The sequence below is a fragment of the Priestia sp. AB genome (genome assembly GCF_028369225.1).
GTDB lineage: Bacteria > Bacillota > Bacilli > Bacillales > Bacillaceae_H > Priestia > Priestia megaterium.
Genome location: NZ_JAQMYN010000004.1, coordinates 487,342 through 510,124, shown reverse-complemented (window position 1 = coordinate 510,124; position 22,783 = coordinate 487,342). Strand labels below are relative to the sequence as shown.

Annotated in this window: 27 protein-coding genes; 17 read left to right on the top strand and 10 right to left on the bottom strand. The window is 36.8% G+C overall.

Going from position 1 to position 22,783, the window contains the following annotated elements; translation table 11 throughout:
• Positions 1–30: 30 nt before the first annotated feature.
• The gene (locus POF52_RS15975) at positions 31–219 is read right to left on the bottom strand and encodes a hypothetical protein (protein WP_014458940.1); all 189 of its coding nucleotides are present in this window, start codon (positions 217–219) and stop codon (positions 31–33) included.
• 514 nt (positions 220–733) lie between these two features.
• Here POF52_RS15975 and POF52_RS15970 point away from each other — a divergent pair.
• Entirely contained in the window at positions 734–961 is a 228-nt protein-coding gene (locus POF52_RS15970; protein ID WP_271993405.1) for a hypothetical protein, read from the top strand.
• 91 nt (positions 962–1,052) lie between these two features.
• Complete coding sequence (locus POF52_RS15965) at positions 1,053–1,898, top strand: sialate O-acetylesterase (RefSeq protein ID WP_271993404.1); 846 nt, start codon at positions 1,053–1,055, stop codon at positions 1,896–1,898.
• A gap of 234 nt (positions 1,899–2,132) precedes the next feature.
• On the opposite strand, the gene POF52_RS15960 is transcribed toward POF52_RS15965, so the two are convergent.
• The 3 genes from POF52_RS15960 to POF52_RS15950 all read right to left on the bottom strand — a co-directional run bounded on the left by POF52_RS15960 (position 2,133) and on the right by POF52_RS15950 (position 3,763).
• Entirely contained in the window at positions 2,133–2,381 is a 249-nt protein-coding gene (locus POF52_RS15960) for a MerR family DNA-binding protein (RefSeq protein ID WP_271993403.1), read from the bottom strand.
• Positions 2,378–3,037, bottom strand: coding sequence for a Crp/Fnr family transcriptional regulator (locus tag POF52_RS15955; protein ID WP_216875193.1), 660 nt, complete (start codon positions 3,035–3,037; stop codon positions 2,378–2,380). Before POF52_RS15955 ends, POF52_RS15960 begins: the two co-directional genes overlap by 4 nt.
• A gap of 96 nt (positions 3,038–3,133) precedes the next feature.
• A complete protein-coding gene (locus POF52_RS15950; RefSeq protein WP_271993402.1) occupies positions 3,134–3,763 on the bottom strand; it encodes a Crp/Fnr family transcriptional regulator in 630 nt (209 codons plus the stop codon).
• Positions 3,764–4,138: 375 nt separating this feature from the next.
• On the opposite strand from POF52_RS15950, the gene POF52_RS15945 reads away from it, so the two are divergent.
• The 12 genes from POF52_RS15945 to POF52_RS15890 all read left to right on the top strand — a co-directional run bounded on the left by POF52_RS15945 (position 4,139) and on the right by POF52_RS15890 (position 14,272).
• The gene (locus POF52_RS15945; RefSeq protein WP_271993401.1) at positions 4,139–5,617 is read left to right on the top strand and encodes a 4-hydroxyphenylacetate 3-hydroxylase family protein; all 1,479 of its coding nucleotides are present in this window, start codon (positions 4,139–4,141) and stop codon (positions 5,615–5,617) included.
• Positions 5,618–5,704: 87 nt separating this feature from the next.
• On the top strand, positions 5,705–6,250 hold the full coding sequence (locus POF52_RS15940; RefSeq protein ID WP_271993400.1) for an FAD synthetase family protein: 546 nt from the start codon (positions 5,705–5,707) through the stop codon (positions 6,248–6,250).
• A gap of 55 nt (positions 6,251–6,305) precedes the next feature.
• On the top strand, positions 6,306–6,863 hold the full coding sequence (locus POF52_RS15935) for an NADPH-dependent FMN reductase (RefSeq protein ID WP_271993399.1): 558 nt from the start codon (positions 6,306–6,308) through the stop codon (positions 6,861–6,863).
• Between the two features lie 88 nt (positions 6,864–6,951).
• Positions 6,952–7,500 carry a 3-hydroxyanthranilate 3,4-dioxygenase gene (locus POF52_RS15930; RefSeq protein ID WP_271993398.1) on the top strand — a complete coding sequence of 183 codons (549 nt, stop codon included), beginning with the start codon at positions 6,952–6,954 and terminating at the stop codon, positions 7,498–7,500.
• Entirely contained in the window at positions 7,485–8,528 is a 1,044-nt protein-coding gene (locus POF52_RS15925; RefSeq protein WP_271993397.1) for an amidohydrolase family protein, read from the top strand. Before POF52_RS15930 ends, POF52_RS15925 begins: the two co-directional genes overlap by 16 nt.
• Positions 8,500–8,973: a RidA family protein gene (locus POF52_RS15920; RefSeq protein ID WP_271993396.1), complete on the top strand. Its 474-nt coding sequence runs from the start codon at positions 8,500–8,502 to the stop codon at positions 8,971–8,973. The genes POF52_RS15925 and POF52_RS15920 overlap by 29 nt, the downstream gene beginning before the upstream one ends.
• Positions 8,970–10,439 carry an aldehyde dehydrogenase gene (locus tag POF52_RS15915; protein ID WP_271993395.1) on the top strand — a complete coding sequence of 490 codons (1,470 nt, stop codon included), beginning with the start codon at positions 8,970–8,972 and terminating at the stop codon, positions 10,437–10,439. The genes POF52_RS15920 and POF52_RS15915 overlap by 4 nt, the downstream gene beginning before the upstream one ends.
• A 24-nt stretch (positions 10,440–10,463) precedes the next feature.
• Complete coding sequence (locus POF52_RS15910; RefSeq protein WP_271993394.1) at positions 10,464–11,243, top strand: 2-keto-4-pentenoate hydratase; 780 nt, start codon at positions 10,464–10,466, stop codon at positions 11,241–11,243.
• A gap of 23 nt (positions 11,244–11,266) precedes the next feature.
• Positions 11,267–12,184, top strand: a complete 918-nt coding sequence (locus tag POF52_RS15905; RefSeq protein ID WP_271993393.1) for an acetaldehyde dehydrogenase (acetylating) — start codon at positions 11,267–11,269, stop codon at positions 12,182–12,184.
• A complete protein-coding gene (gene dmpG, locus POF52_RS15900; RefSeq protein ID WP_271993392.1) occupies positions 12,174–13,199 on the top strand; it encodes a 4-hydroxy-2-oxovalerate aldolase in 1,026 nt (341 codons plus the stop codon). The genes POF52_RS15905 and dmpG overlap by 11 nt, the downstream gene beginning before the upstream one ends.
• A gap of 2 nt (positions 13,200–13,201) precedes the next feature.
• Complete coding sequence (locus tag POF52_RS15895; RefSeq protein ID WP_271993391.1) at positions 13,202–13,990, top strand: 2-keto-4-pentenoate hydratase; 789 nt, start codon at positions 13,202–13,204, stop codon at positions 13,988–13,990.
• A 78-nt stretch (positions 13,991–14,068) separates the two neighbouring features.
• Positions 14,069–14,272, top strand: coding sequence for a 4-oxalocrotonate tautomerase (locus POF52_RS15890; protein WP_271993390.1), 204 nt, complete (start codon positions 14,069–14,071; stop codon positions 14,270–14,272).
• A 90-nt stretch (positions 14,273–14,362) separates the two neighbouring features.
• Here the strand turns inward: POF52_RS15890 and kynB are convergent, their stop codons facing one another.
• From kynB to kynU, 4 genes are all read right to left on the bottom strand, one after another.
• Positions 14,363–14,992: an arylformamidase gene (gene kynB, locus POF52_RS15885; RefSeq protein WP_271993389.1), complete on the bottom strand. Its 630-nt coding sequence runs from the start codon at positions 14,990–14,992 to the stop codon at positions 14,363–14,365.
• A 32-nt stretch (positions 14,993–15,024) separates the two neighbouring features.
• Positions 15,025–15,879: a tryptophan 2,3-dioxygenase gene (gene kynA / locus POF52_RS15880; RefSeq protein WP_271993388.1), complete on the bottom strand. Its 855-nt coding sequence runs from the start codon at positions 15,877–15,879 to the stop codon at positions 15,025–15,027.
• 39 nt (positions 15,880–15,918) lie between these two features.
• A complete protein-coding gene (locus POF52_RS15875) occupies positions 15,919–17,361 on the bottom strand; it encodes an amino acid permease (protein WP_271993387.1) in 1,443 nt (480 codons plus the stop codon).
• 116 nt (positions 17,362–17,477) lie between these two features.
• Complete coding sequence (kynU, locus tag POF52_RS15870; protein WP_271993386.1) at positions 17,478–18,764, bottom strand: kynureninase; 1,287 nt, start codon at positions 18,762–18,764, stop codon at positions 17,478–17,480.
• A gap of 189 nt (positions 18,765–18,953) precedes the next feature.
• Here kynU and POF52_RS15865 point away from each other — a divergent pair, with 189 nt between their 5' ends.
• Positions 18,954–19,568, top strand: a complete 615-nt coding sequence (locus POF52_RS15865; RefSeq protein WP_176584448.1) for a TetR/AcrR family transcriptional regulator — start codon at positions 18,954–18,956, stop codon at positions 19,566–19,568.
• Positions 19,569–19,752: 184 nt separating this feature from the next.
• On the opposite strand, the gene POF52_RS15860 is transcribed toward POF52_RS15865, so the two are convergent.
• Positions 19,753–20,304 (bottom strand): DUF4352 domain-containing protein, encoded by a 552-nt coding sequence (locus POF52_RS15860; protein WP_013084258.1) that lies wholly within the window; start codon positions 20,302–20,304, stop codon positions 19,753–19,755.
• A 434-nt stretch (positions 20,305–20,738) separates the two neighbouring features.
• Between POF52_RS15860 and POF52_RS15855 the strand changes: the two genes are divergently transcribed.
• Complete coding sequence (locus POF52_RS15855) at positions 20,739–21,743, top strand: AbaSI family restriction endonuclease (protein WP_271993385.1); 1,005 nt, start codon at positions 20,739–20,741, stop codon at positions 21,741–21,743.
• Between the two features lie 205 nt (positions 21,744–21,948).
• Here the strand turns inward: POF52_RS15855 and POF52_RS15850 are convergent, their stop codons facing one another.
• A complete protein-coding gene (locus POF52_RS15850; RefSeq protein ID WP_271993384.1) occupies positions 21,949–22,104 on the bottom strand; it encodes a hypothetical protein in 156 nt (51 codons plus the stop codon).
• Between the two features lie 356 nt (positions 22,105–22,460).
• Here POF52_RS15850 and POF52_RS15845 point away from each other — a divergent pair, with 356 nt between their 5' ends.
• Positions 22,461–22,721: a hypothetical protein gene (locus tag POF52_RS15845; RefSeq protein WP_271993383.1), complete on the top strand. Its 261-nt coding sequence runs from the start codon at positions 22,461–22,463 to the stop codon at positions 22,719–22,721.
• Positions 22,722–22,783: the final 62 nt, after the last annotated feature.

The window sequence follows — 22,783 nt, the reverse complement described above, 5'->3', positions numbered from 1 at the left end:
AATCTTGCGGTTTTTGTTTTGTTGAAGCACTTATGTTTGTACCACTCTATCTTTACTAAACTCTTCTTCAATTAGCTTATCCATTAGAAAATGATAAAAAACGTGATAATTCGTTTTAGTTAGTTTGTCCAGTTCCTGGTGAGTGATGATATTATGTTGGATGAGTAAACCTATAGCAGCTGATATACAATTTACTTTTAAATCTTCTTCCCCTAACATATAAATCACCTTCCCTTATTTACTAAGTAACCCATTCTATATAATAGGCATACTTAAGACACGGACTGATATAAGCTCTTTTCTCAAATTATGAATCTCGTGCTGATAGAAAATAATGATAAAATGTTCTCAACACTTTTTGATGCATACTGTTATCTTTATATACTGCGCTTTCTTTTCCTGCAAAAAAAACAAAACGATTTAAATTTTCCCTTATTTTGGAATGTTGTATTTGTTTTTAACAGTTAGAGAAGCTTCTAAACGCTCAGTATGTATCTGAATGTCAACACCAAGAACTTATGAACGCCATCCGAGGAAAGTGAATAATGGAATTTATTTTAATTGGTTCTTATTATTTAGCTTATGTAAATGCGAAATAAATGTGGTTTTCCTGTAAGTGAAAAAGAGGATTTTAACCATGCTATATAAACCTCCCTGTAGGTAATTATTAAATTATATAGGGGAATTTACATTTCAATAAAATACTGTTATTACAAGTTAGTGAGGTAGAAGTATGGAAGAAAACAATATTAAAAATTTAAAATCCGAAATTATAAAAAAGCACGAGATATTATTTGCAAAGAGACTAGAACTTGAGAGTGAAGCAAGCCGTTTGATGTTAGAAATTAATTTATTAGACGCACAGAATACTCTTGATAAAGTAAGTCAGTTAAACCAACAGATAGATGATATAACCTCTGAAATGGATTATTTGAAACAAGCCCTTGAGGCCATTAATTAAGCTGTATATCAAAGTGTAACTAATTCTATAAGTATAACCACGAGCAAATTAGAAAAAAGTGATTAACATGGCAAAGAAAGAAGGTATTTCTATGAAATCTGTATTATTAATTGGACAATCAAATATGGCAGGCAGAGGGTTTATTGAGGATGTACCGCCGATTTATAATGAGCATATACATATGTTGAGAAACGGTAGGTGGCAAACGATGGCAGAACCACTTAATTTTGATCGTCACATATCTGGTGTTGGGCCGGCAGCCTCTTTTGCTCAAGCTTGGACAGAGGATCATCCAGGCGAGTCCATTGGGGTAATACCATGTGCCGAGGGAGGAAGCTCAATTGATGAGTGGACAATTGACGGACTATTAACAAGACACACGATTTCTGAAGCAAAATTCGCAATGGAAACAAGTGAGTTAGTGGGAATTCTGTGGCATCAAGGAGAAAGCGACAGTTACGGAGAACGTTATAAGACGTATGAAGATAAATTGCTTTCATTATTTAAACACTTGAGAGAAGAATTGAATGCACCAGATATCCCGATTATTATCGGTGAGTTAGGACATTACCTTGGAGATGTCGGATTTGGAAAAAGCGCTGTAGAATATAAACAAATAAACCAGATATTATCTAAAGTTGCCCATACTGAAAAAAATTGTTATTTTGTAACATCAAAAGGCTTAACAGCAAATCCAGATGGCATTCATATTGATGCCGTTTCCCAAAGAAAGTTTGGATTAAGATACTATGAGGCTTTTTCAAAACAAAAGCATGTGTTAGATGTTTTAGACGTTGAGCATGAATGGATTGAAAAGGAAGCAAAGCGTGAGCTAACTAAAAATGAACGTATATTTGTTGAAAGTATGAAGTTTGCCTTGGGACAATTAAGTTTTGAGGAGTTTTCTATTAATGTCTCTATTATTAATGAAAGTTAGTATAGATTTGTTAATTATTAAAACTAAAAAAAAGAGAATCCTTTAAACAGGAACTCCAAAAAGCCGGTATTCAAGACACACAAATTTTTCAAATGCAGCTAGTGGAGAAGTTGCAGACAGAGTGTTAGGTGGGAATACTTCAAATCTGCTACATATATAAATTCAGCGTTTTTTGTTTAATGTTATATTAGGTACAATAAGAAAGACCTTGAAAGATGTATTTCAAGGTCTTTTTTATTGTTGGTTTTCCACTGTCTCTAATTTTTTATAGTGCGCAATTTTTTCTTCAATTCTCTGCGAATTTAACTCTAGTTCCTCTATCTTGCTTAAGACATCTTTATAATGTTCTTCTAACAATTCCTTTCTTGCAGTAATAGTAGAATCTCCTTTCTGTCGCAAATCAGAAAACTGCTTCATTTTAAGTGTGGAAATTCCTGTAACACGTAAACGAATTAAAAACTGAATCCAAGCTAGTATAATCACATTAATGGCAGCATTAGCATATCTAAATCGCCTATGTTTTTGCTGTTTTGATCTCTTATTTCTTTAAGTTTACTGATGTTTTTAATATAAATATTTTGATTAGACAGCTCAATCAATTTTTCTTTACTCCATTTTTGAATGATTTTATTCACGGTAATGCGGGAAGTCCCAACGTAGCGGGCAAAAGATGTTTGATTAAAGGGAAATTCCTCATTTTCTTTTACGAGCTTTACTAAATAATGAGCCATCTGTTGTTCAACGGGGAGATTAAGAAACGTAATAATTTCTGCTAGCAGTCTAAACTTATAGAGAAGAGAATTTGTAAAGAGAATGACTGCTTTCGGTTCCTCCTCGTATATTTTTAACGTTGTTTCATTAGTAAAATAATATAAAACGGATGGAGCTGTGGTTACGGCCGTTGTTAAATAAGGCTCTTTATTAATACCGTTTTCCCCTAATAACATCCCTTCAGGAACATAGTTAACCGTACGTTCTGCTCCCTTCTCAGTTAAGAGAGTAATCTTTACACTGCCTTTATCTAAATAATAAAATCCTTTACCAACTTCTCCTTGATAATAGATTGTGGTGTTTTCTTCTAATTTTATCATCTGTCCATACTTTAAAAAGGGACGCCATATGTATCGAAGGTTTACCATTTAATCACCTTTCTATAAACGTGTATTTTAAGCGTACAGAAACATTTACTGCATCGAGCATTATTCCTTACTTTGATAACGTGACCAAAGCGTTTATTACTGAAAGAGATAGTTTTTTAACAGATCCGGGTTCTTAATTAGAAATCTTTTATTTTTACTATCTATTAGTTTTTTCTCTTTCCATTTTTTTAACGTTTTATAAACTGTAATCCTTGTTAAACCGGTACACGTTGCTAGGTCCTTTTGTGTTAAAGGAATTTCATAGCTTTTAAAGTCATGATAGATGTTTAAAAGCACAGTGGCGATTTGCTGCTCGGTAGTTAACGCATGTAAATTAATTTGTTCAGCTAAGATATGCATTTTTTGAATAATACTCTTTGTAATAAGGTTTAGTATGGGCGGGTGAATAGTTATAAGCTTTTTAAAATCGTCATAACTAAAATAATATAGTACAGAATCTTTTACCGTAGTAGCAGTAGTGAAATGAGCTTGCTGGTCCATTGCTTGGACTCCCAATAATTGACCTGGCAATACAATGTTTAATACGCGTTCTTTTCCTAATGGGGTAGAGGTGTGGACTTTAATTAATCCACTGTCCAAGTAATAAAATCCTTTTCCAATGTCTCCTTGTTCATATACCACATTTTTTTGTTTCATATATTGCCTTTTTCCGTACATTAAGTAGTTTTTGAAATTATTTTCATGATTGAAGAGAATAGACATCATACTCACTCCTTAATCAAAATATAAGATACGCCTAAAAAATTCAAAAGACAATTGTAAGATCAAGTAACACACTAGAGGGTAGGATATTTTATTTACGTTGCTATAAAAAACAAAATAAGTAAGCGCTTACAATAATATGCGCTTTATTTGCTCTCTTTTTTAATAAGCCAATATTTTTATAAAAACGTTACGCTCTCTACAATATCTTAAAGCGAAAAATGCGTAAATGCAATAATATAAATTTCTTATTCGAGCTACTCCGTCCATTCCAAAAATAAAAAACTCTAAAAAAATGTTAACGAGGCTACACCCCTGAAAAAATTCAAATACTATAATTCAATTAATTACTATTAAACCTTAAGGGGATGAACAAATATGGGGATTCGTACAGGTGCTCAATATATTGATGCATTAAAATCACGCCAGCCAGAAATTTGGTTAGGAGGCAGAAAAATTACAAATGTATTTGAAGAAAAGGTGTTTCAACAGCCTATTTTAGAAATTGCGAAGTTGTACGATATGCAGCATGACCCGGCTTACCAAGAGAAAATTACTCATATTTGCGAAGAAACGGGAGAAAGAATATCAAATGCATTCTTAATTCCTAAAAGCTACGAAGACTTAGTAGCTCGCCGAGAAGTGTTTGAAGCATTTGCAAAAGCTACCTTTGGACTGATGGGACGAACACCGGATTTCTTAAATGTTGTAGTCACTTCTTTATTTCATAATGCTAGTTTCCTAGATCATTACAATGAACAGTGGGGCAAAAATATAAGAGATTATTACCGTTATATTCGTGATAATGACTTGTTTTTAACTCATGCTATTATCAACCCGCAGAACGACCGAAGCAAAGCCTCACATGAACAGCAAGATCTCTTTACTCATTTAGGTGCTGTAAAAGAAACACCGGATGGACTTGTTGTAAAAGGAGCTAAAATGCTAGCTACACTTTCACCTATTACCGATGAAGTGATTGTCTATTCATTCCCAGGGTTTAAACCTGGCGATGAACGTTATGCACTTGCTTTTGCGCTGCCGATTGATACACCGGGACTTCGAATTCTTTGCCGAGAAGCTATGCAAGACGGAACAAGATCAGTGTTTGATCATCCGCTAGCCTCTCGATTTGAAGAGATGGATGCAGTCTTGATTTTTAACGATGTGCTGATTCCTTGGAACCGAGTGTTTTTATATAACAATATTGAAGCTGCCAATCTTCTTTATCCTAAAACAGGAATCGCTCAGCAACCGGCACATCAATCTGGCGTAAGAGGATTAGTTAAACTTCAATTTGCAACGGAAGTAGCTTGTAAAGTAGCGGATGCAATTGGTGTAGACGGATATCTAAACGTTCAAGAGAGCTTAGGGGAGTTGATACAGTCAGTAGAATCCATTAGGGCTTTGCTTCGAACATCAGAGTATGAGTATACGATTAATGAAAAAGGAGAAGCTCTTCCAAACGAAACGGCTTTAGAAACAATTCGTGGATTGCTTCCTACAATGTACCCTCGTGCTATTGAAGTCATGCAAACAATTGGTGCAGGCGGTTTGCTGATGTCTCCTACAGGAGCAGATTTTGAAAATCTTGAATTAAGAGAGGATTTAAATCGTTATTATGGAGGCCGAGAAGGGGTGCCTGCTATAGATCGCGTTCAATTATTTAAATTAGCGTGGGATTTATGTGGAGAAGCATTTGGCCAAAGGTTACTTCAATACGAGCGATACTATACAGGAGATCCAATCCGTAAAAGAGCTATTTTCTACAATAGCTATAAGCGCAGCCATTCATTTGCCATGGTAGATGCTGCTTTAAATACAGAAGTTAAAAAGAAAGAAGTAACAAATAGCTGATACCCATACTGCTTTTATCTAAAAATGAACTTTATTAATAGATACAGGGTCTAGGTTCCTCACGTTCTTAATAAGGGAGGTGTAAAGATGCAACGGTATGAGGATGGAATACTAACTTTACCAGCATCAGTAATAGCTATAGGTGCATTTGATGGCGTCCATCAAGGACATCAAGCAGTAATTAAGCAAGCTGTAACTCGAAGCAAAGCGTTAAAGATACCTAGCGTTGTTTATACATTTGATCCTCCTCCTCGTTTTCATTTTCAACAAGATCAAGTGTTGACGCCTATTGATCAAAAGGTACGTCTGATAGCTGAGTTAGGAGTAGACTACGCAGTTATTATCCATTTTGATGAGTTATACGCTAAGCGTCCATCAATTGATTTTATCAGTAACTTAAAAAAGCTTAATCCATCGGAGATCATAGTAGGCAACGATTTTCGTTTCGGCCGAAATAGAGAAGGAGATATTAAACTGCTGGCAAAGCACTTTCTCGTAGATATCATCCCACCTGTCTGTTGTGCAGAAGGAACAAGAATTTCTTCTACTAGAATTCGCCAGCTAATCCAGCAAGGCGCAATTGACCAATCAAATGATTTATTAGGTTGGTCTTTACAAAAGGAATATGTATAAAAAAATGAGTGTTTGAAGATAAGTATGGAACTTTTTTAAAAGGAGGAAAGTGAAAATGAAATTACTAGGCATATCAGGCACGATTATAGGTTCTAAAACAGGCGCTGTTGTTCAACAAGTACTTGAAGAAGCTAAATTGCAGCATCCAGATATCGAAATTGAATTTTTAAATTTACGAGATTACACCATCCAATTTTGTGATGGCCGCGATCCCTCTGCTTATTCAGAAGATACTAAAAAAGTCATTGAAATTATTTCTAGCGCTGATTTTTATGTAATTGGTTCACCTATCTTCCAAGGATCAATCACGGGTGCTCTTAAGAATGTATTTGATTTAATACATCCTCAGGTTTTCCGAAATAAAGTAATGGGGTTCATTGCCACAGGCGGTACTTATCAGCATTATTTAGTCATTGAAAATCAGTTAAAGCCTATTGCGGGTTACTTTCGTGCTTTTGTGGCACCGAGTTATGTATACGCTCATACGACTCACTTTAATCAAAAGAATGAGGTAGCCGATCCAGAAGTGTTAGGTCGCATTAAGAATTTAGCAAATGAAGTTGTCTACATGCAGAAAAAGCTACAAGTAAGCGAGCTGGAAATCCTGAATTAATCATATTTTAAGATCTTAGTATTTTAAGTGCAATCAAACCAACCATTATTTTTTAAAAATTAAAATTTATTAAAAGGAGCTTATCTCAATGACAAATACTATTCAATCATCTAAACCATTAAATCTTTGGAAGTTTATCGAAGAGCATAAAGATCAATTAAAACCACCCGTAAACAATAAAGTAGTATGGAAAGACTCAGAATTGATGTTTATGGTTTTAGGAGGACCCAATAAACGCCGTGATTTCCATGTAGATCCTTCTGAAGAGATCTTTTATCAATTAAAAGGTGATTGCTATGTTGAAATCATTAATGAAGAAGGCAAGCGCGAAGTTGTAACGGTGAAAGAAGGCGAAGTGTATTTACTTCCTCCAAACGTTCCGCATTCTCCACATCGTGTAGCAGACACAATCGGTATTGTTATCGAGCGAAACAGAAGTAAAGGGGAGTTAGAAGACTTTGTATGGTTCTGTGATGAATGTGATGCCGAGATGCATCGGGTAAAAGTTCAGCTAACTAATATTGAAGTTCAAGTAAAAGAAGCCATTCATGAGTTCAACAGCAGCTTAGAATTACGCACATGTAAAAAGTGTAATCATGTTATGGCACCGGAAGCGAGTGAATGGAAATGCGAATAGATTTTCACACACATATCATTCCGGAAAGTTTCCCTGATTTTGCTCAAAAATATGGCGGTGAGCGCTGGCCCGTGCTAGAACGTACATGTACATGCGGAGCATCAATTATGGTCGGAGGGAAAAACTTCAGAGACGTAACGGACCAAGTATGGAGCCCTGAAAAACGTATAGCTGACATGGATAAAGAAGGAGTAGATATTCAAGTGTTATCTCCTATCCCTGTTACGTTCTCTTATTGGGCTCAGCCCGAACATGCATTAGAAATGGCTAAAATCCAAAATGATTTTATTGCAGAAACAGTTGCTAAGTACCCTGATCGCTTTGTTGGTTTAGGGACGGTTCCTATGCAAGACGGTCCTACGGCTATTAAAGAAATGGAACGATGCGTGAATGAATTAAAACTGCATGGAATTGAAATTGGGACAAACGTCAATGGCCAAAATTTAGACCATCCATCTTTCATTCAGTTTTTTCAAATGGCTGAAAGGTGGGAAGTGCCCATTTTCATTCACCCGTGGGAAACGTTAGGCCGCGATCGAATGCCAAACCATAACTTTATGTATACGGTAGGAATGCCAAGTGAAACAGCACTAGCGGCTGCAACTCTTCTATGGAGTGGCATTATGGAGAAATTCCCTAAATTAAAAGTCTGTTTTGCACATGGAGGAGGATCTTTCCCTTATATTCTTCCTAGATTAGATAAAGGGTGGGAAGTATGGCCGCACCTTAGACTGACAACACATCCTCCAAGTTACTATGCAAAGCAATTTTATTTTGATTCGTTAAACTACGATCCACTGAACATAAAGTACATGATTGAACGTTTTGGACATGAAAAAATCTTTATGGGATCGGATTATCCATTTTTACTGCGTGAAGTTGTTCCGGGAAAAGTTCTGGATGAAACGCTGGATTTAACTGAGCAACAAAGATTAGATATGTTAGGTGGAAATGCCGCGAAGTTTTTAAACATCGGGCAAGAGAAAAGGAGTGACATTTATGCCAACAGTACAAACACCAGAGAATAGATTACAAGAACTTGGCTTAACGCTGTCAAAGGTTCGTCCTTCAGTAGGAAACTACGTCAGCCGTGTACGAACAGGTAATTTATTGTTTACTGCTGGCCAAGGTGTAGATCAATATCACGGCAAGTTAGGCAAGGATTTAACAATTGAAGAGGGATATAAGGCTGCTCAGCAATCCATGCTGAATTTATTGAGTGCGGTAAGTTACGAGTTAGAAGGGTTAAGCAAAGTGAAGCGTGTCGTTAAAATTCTTGGTTTTGTAAATAGTACAGAGGACTTTACGGACCAGCCTAAAGTAATGGATGGCGCTTCAGACTTGCTCGTAAAAGTATTTGGGGATAAAGGGAAACACGCCCGTTCAGCTGTAGGAATGGCTCAGCTCCCCAATAACACAGCTGTAGAAATTGAAATGGTTTTAGAGATTGAGGATGAGGAGGATATCCGATGAGTAAAGAGGCAGTTATTGAAAAAATGACGGTAAAAGATGCAAAGCTTTTTATTAATGGAGAATACGTAGACGCTCTATCCGGTCAAACCTTTGATACCTTTAATCCAGCAACGAATGAGAAATTAGCTTCTGTAGCTAATGGTGGCACAGAAGATGCAAAGCGCGCTATCGACGCAGCTCAGCGTGCATTTGAAAGCGGTATTTGGAGCAAGATGCCTGTTGAAGAGCGCTCTGCCATCCTTTGTAAAATGGCTGACTTAATTATGGAAAAAGTAGATGAACTAGCTTATTTAGAAACGCTAGATGTAGGAAAACCTATTAAAGAAAGTCGAGAGTTTGATATTCCACGAGCAGCTCAAAACTTTCGTTTCTTTGCCGAGATGGCTAAATATATGGTACATGAGCATTACGAAAAGCATAATGTCATGTCCTATGCCAAGTATTCACCAGCGGGAGTTACAAGCCTCATTATCCCTTGGAATCTACCCTTTATGCAGATGACATGGAAAGCTTCAGCTGCTTTGGCATCTGGCAATACAGTGGTTATTAAGCCCGCTTCTTATACACCGTTAAGTGCAGTGATGCTTGGAGAAATTGCTAATGAGGCTGGATTGCCTCCTGGCGTATTGAATATTATTACAGGTCCAGGGAATACGGTAGGGACTACTATGTCTACTCATCCGTCCGTTCGCCGTATTTCATTTGTAGGGGAAAGTAATACAGGAAAAACGGTCATGCGAAATGCAGCAGAAAACCTAATTCCTGTTTCGTTAGAGCTTGGAGGCAAATCAGCCAATATTGTATTTGAAGATGCGGATTTGGATGAAGCAGTAAAAGGATCTATCGAAGCAATCTATCGAAATCAAGGAGAGATATGCTTAGCAGGTTCTCGTTTACTTGTACAAGAAAGCATTTATAAGCAGTTTCTTGAAAAGTTCACAGCGGCGGTAAAAAATATTAAAGTAGGCGATCCTCTGAGTGAAGAGACAAACATGGGCGCACTTGTATCACAAAGTCACTTAGAAACGGTCGATGAATATGTTCGAATTGGTTTGGCGGAAGGAGCTAAGCTGGCATGCGGAGGAAAAAGAGTAGAAGGCTTAGAAACAGGAAATTTTTATGAGCCGACTGTTCTTTACGACGTAGATAACAAAATGCGTGTAGCTCAAGAAGAAATTTTTGGTCCTGTACTTGTTGTCATTCCGTTTAAAACAGAAGAGGAAGCAATTCAAATTGCCAATGATTCTATTTATGGATTAGCAGGGGTTGTCTGGACAAATGATTTACGAAGAGCACAACGCGTTGCTTCAGGAGTTACTGCTGGATTACTTTGGATCAACTGCTGGTATATTCGTGATTTAAGAACGCCATTTGGTGGAGCAAAAGCAAGTGGAATTGGCCGTGAAGGCGGCCGGCACAGCTTTGAATTTTATACCGAAGCCAAAACAATTACGATGAAACTTTAACTCTATAAAAGAGGTGATTAATAGATGCGTACACTTATTAGTGAGCTTGCAGAAGAACTTTTAGAAGCAGAAAAGACGAATCAGCCAATTTCTCCTATTACAGAACGACATGCTGCTTTATCAGTAGCTGATTCTTACCATATTCAATTAGAGATTGTAAAAAGAAAGCTGGAAGAAGGAAAAAAAATTATTGGTAAAAAAGTTGGTCTAACCAGTAAAGCAATGCAAGATATGTTAGGAGTTAGTGAGCCTGATTATGGACACTTATTTGATGATATGAAAGTAACGGATAATGAAATAATCAACATTCATTCAATGGTGGCTCCAAAAATTGAAGCGGAAATTGGATTTATTCTAGAAGAAGATTTAAAAGGGCCAAACGTTACCTATTTAGATGTCTTAATGGCAACGAAATACGTCGTGCCGACCATCGAAGTCATTGATAGCCGTATTGCCGATTGGAAAATCAAATTAGTCGATACGGTTGCAGACAATGGCTCTTCTGCCAAAGTAGTGGTAGGGAATAAATATTCCACAATTGAACAAGCCGATTTACGTACGACTAGTATGCTTCTCTATAGAAATAAAGAGCTCGTCGCAACAGGAGCTGGAGCAGCTGCCCTTGGACATCCGGCACATGCGGTTGCATGGCTGGCAAATAAGCTATCTGATTTCGATATTTGTTTAAAAGCCGGCGAATTAATCTTACCAGGGGCTCTATCTTCAGCAGTGCCAGTTGCGAGCGGGGATGTAGTGAAAGCAGAATTCGGTTCTCTTGGTTCGATATCCGTACGTTTTGAATAATATCGGAAAGAAGGTGAAGAGTAGTGGAAAAAGTAAAAGCCGCAATTATTGGCTCAGGAAATATTGGGACCGATTTGATGTATAAGCTTCAGCGCAGCGAATTTATCGAGTTAACAGCTGTACTTGGAATTGATCCGGATTCAGATGGTCTAAAAAGAGCGAGAGAAGCAGGATATCAAACATACAGCAATGGAATAAAAGCCCTTGCTGAAAATCCAGACCTGGCAGAAATTGTGTTTGATGCTACATCCGCTAAGGCTCACGTTAGACATGCAAAGATTTTAAAAGACTTAGGGAAAATGGTTATCGACTTAACTCCTGCTGCTAAAGGACCTTTTGTGTGTCCTCCTGTTAACCTTGGAGAAAATCTTGAATCAGAAAACGTAAACATGATTACGTGCGGCGGCCAAGCGACGATTCCTATCATTTATGCAATCAACCAAGTTGCAGATGTAACTTATGGAGAAATTGTGGCTACTATTTCTAGCCTAAGCGCTGGACCAGGAACACGAGCAAATATTGATGAGTTTACTGTTACCACCAGAAAAGCTATTGAAAAAGTAGGCGGTGCAGACTGCGGAAAAGCTATTATTCTCTTAAATCCGGCTGATCCACCTATCTTAATGCGCGATACAATTTATTGTAAAGTGAAAAATATGAATAAAGAAGCTATTCAAAAGGCTATCAAGGATATGGTCAAAAAAGTACAAGAATATGTACCAGGCTATAATTTAAAGCAAGAACCATTATTTGATAGTGATCAAGTAACAGTCTTTTTAGAAGTAACTGGAGCCGGAGATTATTTTCCTTCTTATGCCGGTAACTTAGATATTATGACGGCTGCTGCAGCGAAGGTTGCGGAAGATTATGCGCGCTATAAACTGCAAGAGAGCTTATATGGACGAATAAAGAAAGAGAGGGCTATAACGAATGAAACGTAACAGTGATAAGCCTATTAAGATTACAGAGGTCAGCCTCAGAGATGGAAGTCACGTAGTCAAACATCAATTCACAGAAGCCCAAGTAAAAAGTGTCACGAAAGCGCTGGACGATGCAGGGATGCACTATATCGAGGTTAGTCACGGGGACGGGTTAGGAGGCTCAACACTGCAATACGGAAAGTCTCTCGTTGACGAAATGAAATTAATTGAGGCTGCGGTAGAAGAAGCGAAACAAGCCACCGTTGCTGTTCTTTTAATTCCGGGAATTGGAACGGTACATGAGCTGAAGCAAGCAAATAGCCTTGGGGCAGGCTTAGTCCGAGTAGCTACACATGTGACGGAAGCAGATGTTTCTGCACAGCATATTGAATATGCTCGGAAACTAGGGATGGAAACTTTCGGTTTTCTGATGATGGCCCATTCAGCACCCGTAGGAAAGCTTGTGGAGCAAGCAAAGCTAATGGAAAGCTATGGGGCACAAGGAGTTTACATAACTGATTCAGCAGGAGCTCTTTTGCCTCATGAAGTTCGTGAACGTGTTAGAGCACTGCGTAACTCTCTTCAAGTTGAAGTAGGTTTTCACGCTCATAACAACCTTTCGTTAGCTGTTGCAAATACGCTTGCTGCTATTGAAGAAGGCGCCACGAGAATAGACGGAAGTGTTCGTTGTTTAGGAGCCGGAGCAGGTAACACTCAAACTGAAGCATTGATAGCCGTGTTAAACCGTTTAGGAATAGATGTAGGTATTAATTTATATAAAATAATGGATCTGGCTGAAGAAGAAGTAGGACCTATCCTGCCAGGCTCTCAAGAGATTCGAAAAGGCAGCCTCGCAATGGGTTATGCAGGCGTGTATTCCAGTTTCTTACTTCATGCAGAGCGTGCTGCAAAGCGTTTTAATTTGGATTTACGTGATATTTTACTTGAACTTGGTAAAAGAAAAGCAGTCGGCGGTCAAGAAGATATGATTCTAGACGTGGCTGCTGAGTTAGCTCAAAGAAAGGTGGAAATGTGATAATGCCTTTAACGAGAAGCGCAAATTTAGAAATCGTTGACTATCTTTTATCTGCAGAAAAAGAAGGGTATGAAGTAACAAGAGTGACGGAACGCTACCCTGATTTGACAATTGATGACGCTTACAGCTTGCAAAAACAATTGATCCAACGAAAAGTGCAAGACGGTGTAAAACGAGTAGGTGTAAAGCTTGGTTTAACAAGTAAAGCTAAGCAGGAAATGATGGGGGTACATGAAGCGATTTATGGATACTTAACAAGCGACATGCTGGGACTTGAATGGGAACCTATAGTGTTTAATCAGCTGATCCATCCAAAAGCTGAGCCTGAAATTGCTTTTTTAATGGGGGAAGACCTCTGTGGAACCAACTTAACTGAAGAAGATGTTTTAAAAGCAGTAAAATATGTTGCACCAGCTCTTGAAATTATCGACAGCCGTTACTTGGATTTTAAATTTACTCTTCCTGATGTAGTAGCTGATAACTGTTCGTCTTCACGTTTTATTGTAGGGAGCAATTGGATAAAGCCTGACCAAGTGAATCTAGCTAATATCGGAATGGTAATGTCTAAAAACGGAGAGGTTGCTACGGTAGGCGCGGGTGCTGCCGTGCTAGGACACCCTGCCAAAGCTGTCGCCTGGGCGGTTAATAAACTAGGTGAACATAAAGAAGGGTTAAAAAAAGGGGATATTGTATTAACTGGAGCGGTATCTGAAGCAATTTCTTTTAAATCAGGTGATAGTATCCATGCACAGTTCGCTGATTTAGGCAGCGTATCATTCAGCTGCAGCTAACTAGAATTTTTTAATAATTATTTCATCTGAATATAAAGACCTTTTGTTGTATAGAAAACTTTGAGGGAAGTCGATAGTATGCCGATTGTACAAGTTCACCTTTTGGAAGGAAGAGAAGAAAAAGACATTAAAAACATGTTAGTAGAAGTAACCGAAGCAATTTCTAACAGCCTTGACATTGAAAAGGAGAGAGTAAGGATCATTGTCACCGAGGTTCCATCTTCGCACTGGGGAATTGCAGGAGTATCAAGGAAAGAAATAGATATGAATAAGAAGAAATAAGTTGATTAGCTATAATAAAAGAGCGGTATATTTATATACCGCTCTTTTTTATATACATCAGAAACTGTATAAGGGAAAAGAATCGCTCTTTTAATAGTCGCTTTTTTTCAGCAGCGCGCGCACAGGACTTCCATCAGCTTCAACTAAAGGAAGAGGAGGTGCGATTAGTTCATAGTCTCCTGAAGGGATTTTATCTAGTAAAACACCTTCTAAAATGTGAATTTTATGGTATGCAAGTTCATGGTGAGCCGCTAGTTCTTTACTATCGAGTGGATCTACTGAAGGCAGATCAATGCCTAGCAGGCGAATGCCAAGCTTAGCTAAGTAAGAAGCTAAGCTTGGTTCAATGTAAGGAATGGTTTCCGGGAAAACACTTCGGTCTTGCCACGCGTCTGTTCGAATCAATAAGCGTGTAACACCTTTTAAATTAACATCTGACAATTCATTTATTCCAATGCTTTTATTAGCTGGGATATGGACAACTTTTGTACGTCCAATATATAAATCTAAGTCTAAATCAATAACCTTTTTTCCATCACTATCGAAATGAAAAGGTGCATCGATATGAGTACCGGTATGGATACTCATTGTTATTTTTCCAACATTTACAGAACCGGTCTCTTCTTTACTCCAATTCACTTCATAAGAAAAGGGAGTATCACCAGGCCATCTTGCTATTTTGTCGTCTAGAGGCTGTGAAATATCAATCCATTTGCTCATTCTTACTACCTCTCTATCTTTTTATAGAATATTTATAGCTTCGTTCGCAGGCTCCATAGTTCTGGGAAGAAGTGCTGATCCAGAGCTCTCTTTAAGTAATTCACTCCAGAAGATCCGCCTGTACCTTGTTTGTTTCCAATAATTCTTTCTACTGTACTCATATGACTAAATCGCCACATTTGCTGTTGATTTCCGATATCAACTAATTTTTCTGCTAATTCGTATAAGTCCCAATACTGATCAACGTTACGGTATACAGTAAGCCACGCATCCTCTACGCTGGCATTCGGTTCGTAAGGCTGTGAACAATCTCTTTGTAAGACCTCTTGATCTACCTGCAATCCGCGTTTCATAAGAGCATGAATAGCAGCATCATAGATACTAGGCTCATGAAGAGCCGTTTGCATTTTTTGATACAAATCCGCGTCATGCTGGTAAACAGAGAGTGTATGGACATTTTTATTTCCTAAAGCAAATTCTATCAGGCGATTTTGATAAGATTGAAAGCCAGAAGATTGACCTAATTTATCTCTAAATTCCATGTACTCTGCCGGTGTTAGCGTAGAGAGAACACTCCAAGATTGAATTAGCTGCTGCTGAATTCTTGAAACGCGTGATAACATTTTAAATGAAGGTTCCAGGTTATTACCACGGATGCACTGAATAGCAGCTGTTACCTCATGTAAAATTAATTTCATCCATAGTTCACTAGCTTGATGGATGACAATAAACAGCATTTCATCATGGTGATTAGAAAGTCTATGCTGACTAGATAATATTTTATCAAGGTGCAGGTAGTCTCCATACGACATAGATTTCTGAAAGTCCGTTTGAAGTTCTTTCTCTAGTTCAACTGCATTTGATGCCTTATTATTTGTCGTTTTCATTTTGTATCCCCCTTGTTTTTATGTAAAATAACTTGAACGTTAACGTAATTCCTTTAATTCTTCTTTTAAGCTGCTATTAGCCATATCTTCTGCAAAATGATGGTTAACTTTTCTTTTCTTAGAGATAAAATAAGCAATGGATAAGAAAGCTAACCAAGGAATTCCAAACTGAAGCATAATTTTAAAATCTGTAAACCAAGTGGTAATCATTAAACCGAGTAATAAGATGGCTCCTAAAATCGTAAAATAGGGGAAGCCAAGCATTCTTACCGGTAATTTTCTTCCGCCAGATTTCTCCCATTTTTTTCGGAAGTAGAGGTGAGAAACAAATATCATAAGCCATGTGAACATAGCTCCGAACATTGAAATACCCATCATAAAGGCATACGAAGAGCTTGGGAGCAGTCCATTAACTGCTGCCGCAAGAAAAATGCCCAGGGTTGATACAGCAAGGGCCCATAGCGGTACACCTTTTTTGCTTAGTCTCCCTAAAAAAGCTGGTGCATGTTTACTTTGAGAGAGGGAGAACATCATACGTGTGGAAGCATATAACTGACTATTCATAGCTGATAAAGCAGCCGTTAAAATAATAAAATTCATAATTCCAGAGGCAGCAGGGATATTCAGAATTTCCATTACTTTCACAAATGGACTTTTATCAACTTGAGCTGACTTCCATGGAACAATCATTAACATGATGCCTATAGTCAAAACGTAAAAAGTAGTTAAACGAAACACAGTTGCTTTTAAAGCCCTCGGAACGGCTATATCAGGCTCTTTTGCTTCTCCAGCTGTAACTGCAATCATTTCGGTTCCTAAGAAACTAAAGAGGGAAATAAAGACAGCTACCCACATTCCCCACCACCCGAAAGGAAGGAATCCACCATCAATTACAAAATTACCTGTACCCATATTAGGACGTGCATCTGTTCCATACAGAACATAGGACCCTAAAAGAATAAAGCCCACAATCGCACTAATTTTTATCATAGAAAACCAATACTCAAAAGTAGCAAACGTATTAACACTGGTTGCGTTTACATAGATTAATATAGTAGCAAACACTAAAATCCAGACAATACCCGGAACGCTTGGAAACCAGTACTTCATATACACGGCTATTGCACTTACTTCTACTCCAACGGCGAGAACGTTGGCTATCCAGTATGAATAGCGAACCAAAAAGCCTGCCAGGGGATGTACATATTTTTCGGAAATTGTTCCAAACGATCCAGAAGTAGGGTGGGCCACTGTCATTTCTGCCAGACACCCCATTAAAAGTAATACAACAAAAGCTCCTAAAGCATAACTAACCAATACACTAGGTCCAGCTGTTTGAATCGCAAGTCCACTGCCTAAGAAAAGTCCAGTTCCAATTGCACAGCCCATCGAAATCATTGTCAATTGACTTGTTTTTAGATTTCGTTTTAATCCCTTTTCTGCGTCATCTTTGTTTGGCAATTGAGTATTGTGGGTTTTCATATTTTATCTCCCTCATAGTTTCAAAATAATGGTTTGGCTGCATATCCACGTCAAATAGCTTCCTTAAGTTTTAGAAAGCGCTTACTTTTCTTGGTAAAAAACAAGTAGTTTAGGTTTTACGCCACTACTTCACGTTCATTTTTAAATTTTTCATATTCTTTATCGTTCATAATTTTCTTCAAAGTTTGTACTACTTCCCAAACTTCTGTATAAGAAGTATAAAGAGAAACAGGAGCCAGACGAATAATATTGGGAGCGCGAAAATCTGGAATGATACCATTCTCTTTTAATGCTTTACAAATGCGCGCTGCTTCCTTATGTTCAAGACTTACGTGCCCTCCGCGCTTTTTATCTTCTCTAGGGCTTCCAATGGTAAAATTGAAGTTACTCAGCTCTTTTTCTAATAAATACATTAAATAATGATTGATTTTAAGAGATTTAGCTCGAATATTATCTATACCAGCCTCAGTGAAAATTTCTAGCGATCCAATTAAAGGAGCAAGACTTAAAACATGGGGTGTTCCAATTTGATAAGCACCGGCTGAATCAGCAGGTGTTAATATGTGCTCCATATCAAACTGCTTTTCTTTTTTTGAACTAAACCATCCTGCTAAACCAGGTGCTGTTCCAAAATGGTTTTTATTTACATATAAACCGCCTACACAGCCAGGTCCACCGTTTAAGTGCTTATAATTACACCAATATGCAAAATCAACATCCCATTTACTAAAGGAGTGAGGGATCGCACCAATAGAGTGGCAGCCATCAAATCCAATCAAAATTCCACGCTTGTGTGCTTCAGCCGTCAATCGTTCCATATCTAATATTTGGCCGCTGCGATAGAGTACAGTCGGTAAGATAATTAAAGCAATCTCATCGGTCATAGCCTCAATAATGTCATCTTCTTCTAAAAAACGGCCATCGCGGCTTTTTACACGTATAAGGTGAGTATCTGGATTGTATCCATGGGTTCGCAGCTGACTTTGAAGCGCATAAATATCAGATGGGAAGGTCAGTTCATCAGCTAAAATCTTTGTGCGCGTTCCTTTTGGGTTGTAGAAAGTAGCTACAAGCTGATGAAGGTTAACTGTTGTCGAACCAGTTACAATTACTTCTTCGCTAGAAGCCCCAACTAACGGCGCACTCATTTCACCTAATTTTTCGGACAAGGAGAACCATGGGTGTTTCCCTTGAGTCCATCCATCAATTCCTTGTTCTTTCCAATCATTTAACACTTCTATAAGTCTGCGTTCAGCTCTTTTAGAAAGAAGCCCCAATGAGTTTCCATCCATATATATGGAATCAGGCTTTAAATAAAATTCATCACGAAAACTTGAAAGGGAGTCTTCTTGATCTAACTGTTTGGCATGCTCTAATGTGGGTTTAAAGGTATTTAATTGCATAATTTTCCTCCTCTGCATTACTTAATATGTATCCTAGAAGAATCGTAACAAAGAATATGACACAGTGTCAATAATATAATTTTGAAAATTAAAAAAATAATTTTTGTAATAAATTATCTTTATTTCTTTTCGTTTTGTGAAAACTTCTATATCCTAGAGAGTAAAACGGATAGGGAGGAAGGAACCTTAATGAATGAGAATAACATTGAAGATAAACGGCATTTACGTTCAATAAAGACTCGACAAAAATTATTAGAAGCTGCAAGAGAAGTATTTATACAAGAAGGTTTTCACAAAGCAACTATCACTCAAATAATAAAAAAGGCAAGGGTTGGGTATGGTACTGCATACGTTCATTTCGAAGGAAAAGAAGAATTTTTAGTTGTATTAATGGAGAATGTTATGGAGAAATTTTATGAAATTGCCGAGGCTGCATTTTTACCCGCATCTGTAAATGAAGCAGAAGAAATGATTCATAAACAAACGAACGAGTTTTTAAAAATGGCTGAGGATGAACAAAAAATGCTGCAAGTATTTGAGCAGGCTATTGGTATTTCTCCTCTCGTTTCAGAGAAATGGAAGAACATTCGGGGAAAGTTTATTCAACGAATTTCAGAAGACATTGCCTATGCGCAGCGCAATGGATTAGCACGTAAAGATGTACATAACGAGTTAGTAGCAAGAGGGTGGTTTTTCACCAATGAAATGTACCTTTGGGAAATTGTTCGTAATGAATATAAGCATCCTGTAGAACAAATTGCTAAGAATATCGCATCTATTTACATTAAAGGGCTCTATTTATAATTTTGGTGCGTAAATTGAATTTGTTTGAAACAAGTATATAGTATCCCGCTACTATTCAACATTCTCTGCAGAAAAAAAGACCGTTTCCCCATATACTCTCTCACGGGTATAGATAATAGTATAAATATAATAAAGCTCACTAAACGTTGAACGTTTAGTGAGCTTTTTACTCTATGGAAAAATATTATTTAATTTGAACTTTACTTCCGTTTATTTCAATATACCATGTACCTTTTGCATAGCTATCTTTTGAAACCTCAAATACGTCAACATCCGTAACTTTGATACCCGGATTTAAATCACTTGCAATCTTAGAATCATCAATGTTAGTTTCAACTGCATAATTTGATGTTGCATCAATATCAGCGTCATATTTTGTACCTTTTTCATCAACGAGGTTAATTGTTGGGGTTGAAAAAGCACCTAATGGTTTGTCAGAGATGTTTTTAACAGTCCATTGAATAGCAACAAGTGTACCGCCTTCAGAAGCTTTTTTGTTTGCATATTGGTTTCCAACTTGTTCTCTTTCCTCTACTTTTGTTACAGAAACTTCCGCTTTATTATCTACTGTAAAAGTGTCTCCTACTTTATGAGCTTTTTGTTCTTCTGATTTTGAAGAGTTAGAACTAGATCCAGAACCACTATCGTCTCCACCTGATGCTACGACAGCAATTACTACAATAAGTGCAATTAGAATAATAAATCCTAAACAGCCAATCTTAAAAAATTTTTTCATTTTAGTACATTTCCTCCTGTAAACATTAAACATGCCTTTATTATGTATTTAAAATACATGTTTAATGTTTACATATATATAGTTATATTACAATATTGAATTTCCTTATTTTAATAATAGGTTAGATCAAACTGCTTAATATACACTAATAGGGACTTATTATCCTGAAATTAAGTCTCGATATGTTTGTTGCGGTTAATTTTATTATATATTAACTATTTTACCAATATGTAAATGTTAGAAAAAGTATGTGAGTATGTACCTCAAAATAACTAGCAGAAACTTATAGCAACAAGAGGGAGGAATCGTAATGGCAAGGTCCAGTAGACAGTTCATCAAAAGAGTTGCACTGCCTTTACCGTTTGGATATGGTTATTTAGGCATTCATTTTTATAGTGCTACAGCAGAGGAAAAAGAGAGGACCTAGAAAAGTAATGAACAAATATGACTATATTAAAAGACAATTAGCGAAAACGAATAAAAAAAACGATGAAAATTATATCATTACAAGGATCTGGCATTTGCTTGATAATTACGATATAAAAATAAATACTCAACAGTATGTAGTACGATCAAATAAAAACCAAAAGGCTGAATACGGATTAATTGATTTGTATTTTCCGCAGTTTAATTTGGCTATTGAAATTGATGAAGCCCATCATAAGAATGATATAAATCAAACACTGGATGAAATTAGAAAAAACGATATTGTGAATGCGTTAGATTGTGAATTTATCAGAATAGATGCTACTCAATCTCTTGAAAAGATTCACGAAAAGATCGACCAGGTAGTAGAAAAAATTAATCTGCTAACAAAGGAGAAATGGTTTATTCCATGGGATTTGGAGAAGGAATATGATCCAAATACTTATATTGAACAAGGATATATAGATGCTGATGACAATGTTTCTTTACGGTTAGTTGCAGACTGTTGCAATGTGTTTGGAGCTGGCTATGCTCACGGAATTCAAAAAAGCGGCGCACCACATAAGTTTGAAGAAGATACAGATATTAAAAGATTAAAATTTTTCCCTAACGAAACGTGGAACAATCAACTTCTTGAAAATGAGGAAATATTTATTGAATATAATACAATTCCAGAAGAGAACGAAGCCTACTTTCAAAAAAGAATGTATCAGCTGAATCAGAAGATCGCGCTATTCGCATATGCAAAAACCTCTTCGGGACGATTTGAAGCAATATTTAAAGGACTTTATCTACTAAATCGTAAAAAAAGCAAAAATACAGGTGTTCTGACTTATAATCGTATATCGACCATAATGCCGACTTACTATCCAAAAGATGTTAAACAACCTCTTAGAATCGCAGAAGCCTATAATAACGACGAATATAAAGTAGCACACTTTTATACAGAGAATCAGGTTAGAAAATTTGAGGGTAAATATAAAAAGAGATATAAGATAATATCGTATTCATAAAAAGGTCGTTTTTATTATAAGTTTCGAAAAGAGTGGTTATGTTAAGTTACACTTTTTTATTTGAATTCTGTTTCCATAATAGAATTCAAATTCTCTTTAGCTTGGTGCCTGTTTTTCGTATAATTCTTCTTCACTCTATAAAAGAAACCTCAGTTCAAGTCATAAATTTGAACTGAGGTTTCTTATTATCTTTGAAAGGTTAAATTTATTTTTTATTTACTTGGCGTCCACTTTTTTTCTGGCTCTGGTAACTTGTGTTGCCAGTTTGAAATTCATTACCTAATTCGACATCATTTCTTTTATCTTGCTTCTCTACTTGCTCTCTTGTCTGGTTCTTTTTCTGTGTCCCTTGTTTTGACATTACTTATCTCATCTCGCTTTCATTTAGTATTGTTTTTAATATGTGCAACTATAAGAAAAAACATATAAATTAAATAAATAATTTGTTAGTTGCTTCTGAATCAAAACCCTATTTATCACCAAGCTAACCTCGGCATATAAACAACCGAGCACATCTTACATTACTACCTACACCTCACCTAATGCAGTAATTACTCTTTTTTAGTTTTAGGGTGAACGGACAAGCTTTATGGGATTAATTTGATTTTGGAATAGGTGAGAATAGTATCGTAAAAGAGACACATAATTAGTAAAACAATTACTGTTGTTTAATGTGTCAAGAGATGAAGATTTTACTCATTTTTGGAGGAAGTTGTAATGGAGAAAGATCAAACGTTGAAAAACGCGATGAATGAATGGGCACGTGTAACTGAGGATCCACAAATGTTAATGACTTATGAAGTAAACCAGGAATTCCAAGTAGATGAAAAATTGACATTAAAAAAAGCTGAAAAGCAAGGGGAAAAAAGAGCTATTAAGAGAGTAGCATTAAGAATGGTGCAAAAAGGTATGGATAATCAAACAATATCTGAATTAACGGAGCTTACAGAAGAAGAGATTGAACAGATTCGTAAATAACGAATGTAAACCGAGGGTAGGAAGGAATAGGTCCAAAACAAAATTTTATTTTATCACGATAA

Coding starts and splice junctions, on each gene's coding strand:
- POF52_RS15975 (WP_014458940.1), bottom strand. CDS start 219: ATGTTAGGGGAAGAAGATTTAAAAGTAAATTGTATATCAGCTGCTATA.
- POF52_RS15970 (WP_271993405.1), top strand. CDS start 734: ATGGAAGAAAACAATATTAAAAATTTAAAATCCGAAATTATAAAAAAG.
- POF52_RS15965 (WP_271993404.1), top strand. CDS start 1,053: ATGAAATCTGTATTATTAATTGGACAATCAAATATGGCAGGCAGAGGG.
- POF52_RS15955 (WP_216875193.1), bottom strand. CDS start 3,037: ATGGTAAACCTTCGATACATATGGCGTCCCTTTTTAAAGTATGGACAG.
- POF52_RS15950 (WP_271993402.1), bottom strand. CDS start 3,763: ATGATGTCTATTCTCTTCAATCATGAAAATAATTTCAAAAACTACTTA.
- POF52_RS15945 (WP_271993401.1), top strand. CDS start 4,139: ATGGGGATTCGTACAGGTGCTCAATATATTGATGCATTAAAATCACGC.
- POF52_RS15940 (WP_271993400.1), top strand. CDS start 5,705: ATGCAACGGTATGAGGATGGAATACTAACTTTACCAGCATCAGTAATA.
- POF52_RS15935 (WP_271993399.1), top strand. CDS start 6,306: ATGAAATTACTAGGCATATCAGGCACGATTATAGGTTCTAAAACAGGC.
- POF52_RS15930 (WP_271993398.1), top strand. CDS start 6,952: ATGACAAATACTATTCAATCATCTAAACCATTAAATCTTTGGAAGTTT.
- POF52_RS15925 (WP_271993397.1), top strand. CDS start 7,485: ATGGAAATGCGAATAGATTTTCACACACATATCATTCCGGAAAGTTTC.
- POF52_RS15920 (WP_271993396.1), top strand. CDS start 8,500: ATGCCAACAGTACAAACACCAGAGAATAGATTACAAGAACTTGGCTTA.
- POF52_RS15915 (WP_271993395.1), top strand. CDS start 8,970: ATGAGTAAAGAGGCAGTTATTGAAAAAATGACGGTAAAAGATGCAAAG.
- POF52_RS15910 (WP_271993394.1), top strand. CDS start 10,464: ATGCGTACACTTATTAGTGAGCTTGCAGAAGAACTTTTAGAAGCAGAA.
- dmpG (WP_271993392.1), top strand. CDS start 12,174: ATGAAACGTAACAGTGATAAGCCTATTAAGATTACAGAGGTCAGCCTC.
- POF52_RS15895 (WP_271993391.1), top strand. CDS start 13,202: ATGCCTTTAACGAGAAGCGCAAATTTAGAAATCGTTGACTATCTTTTA.
- POF52_RS15890 (WP_271993390.1), top strand. CDS start 14,069: ATGCCGATTGTACAAGTTCACCTTTTGGAAGGAAGAGAAGAAAAAGAC.
- kynB (WP_271993389.1), bottom strand. CDS start 14,992: ATGAGCAAATGGATTGATATTTCACAGCCTCTAGACGACAAAATAGCA.
- kynA (WP_271993388.1), bottom strand. CDS start 15,879: ATGAAAACGACAAATAATAAGGCATCAAATGCAGTTGAACTAGAGAAA.
- POF52_RS15875 (WP_271993387.1), bottom strand. CDS start 17,361: ATGAAAACCCACAATACTCAATTGCCAAACAAAGATGACGCAGAAAAG.
- kynU (WP_271993386.1), bottom strand. CDS start 18,764: ATGCAATTAAATACCTTTAAACCCACATTAGAGCATGCCAAACAGTTA.
- POF52_RS15865 (WP_176584448.1), top strand. CDS start 18,954: ATGAATGAGAATAACATTGAAGATAAACGGCATTTACGTTCAATAAAG.
- POF52_RS15860 (WP_013084258.1), bottom strand. CDS start 20,304: ATGAAAAAATTTTTTAAGATTGGCTGTTTAGGATTTATTATTCTAATT.
- POF52_RS15855 (WP_271993385.1), top strand. CDS start 20,739: ATGAACAAATATGACTATATTAAAAGACAATTAGCGAAAACGAATAAA.
- POF52_RS15850 (WP_271993384.1), bottom strand. CDS start 22,104: ATGTCAAAACAAGGGACACAGAAAAAGAACCAGACAAGAGAGCAAGTA.
- POF52_RS15845 (WP_271993383.1), top strand. CDS start 22,461: ATGGAGAAAGATCAAACGTTGAAAAACGCGATGAATGAATGGGCACGT.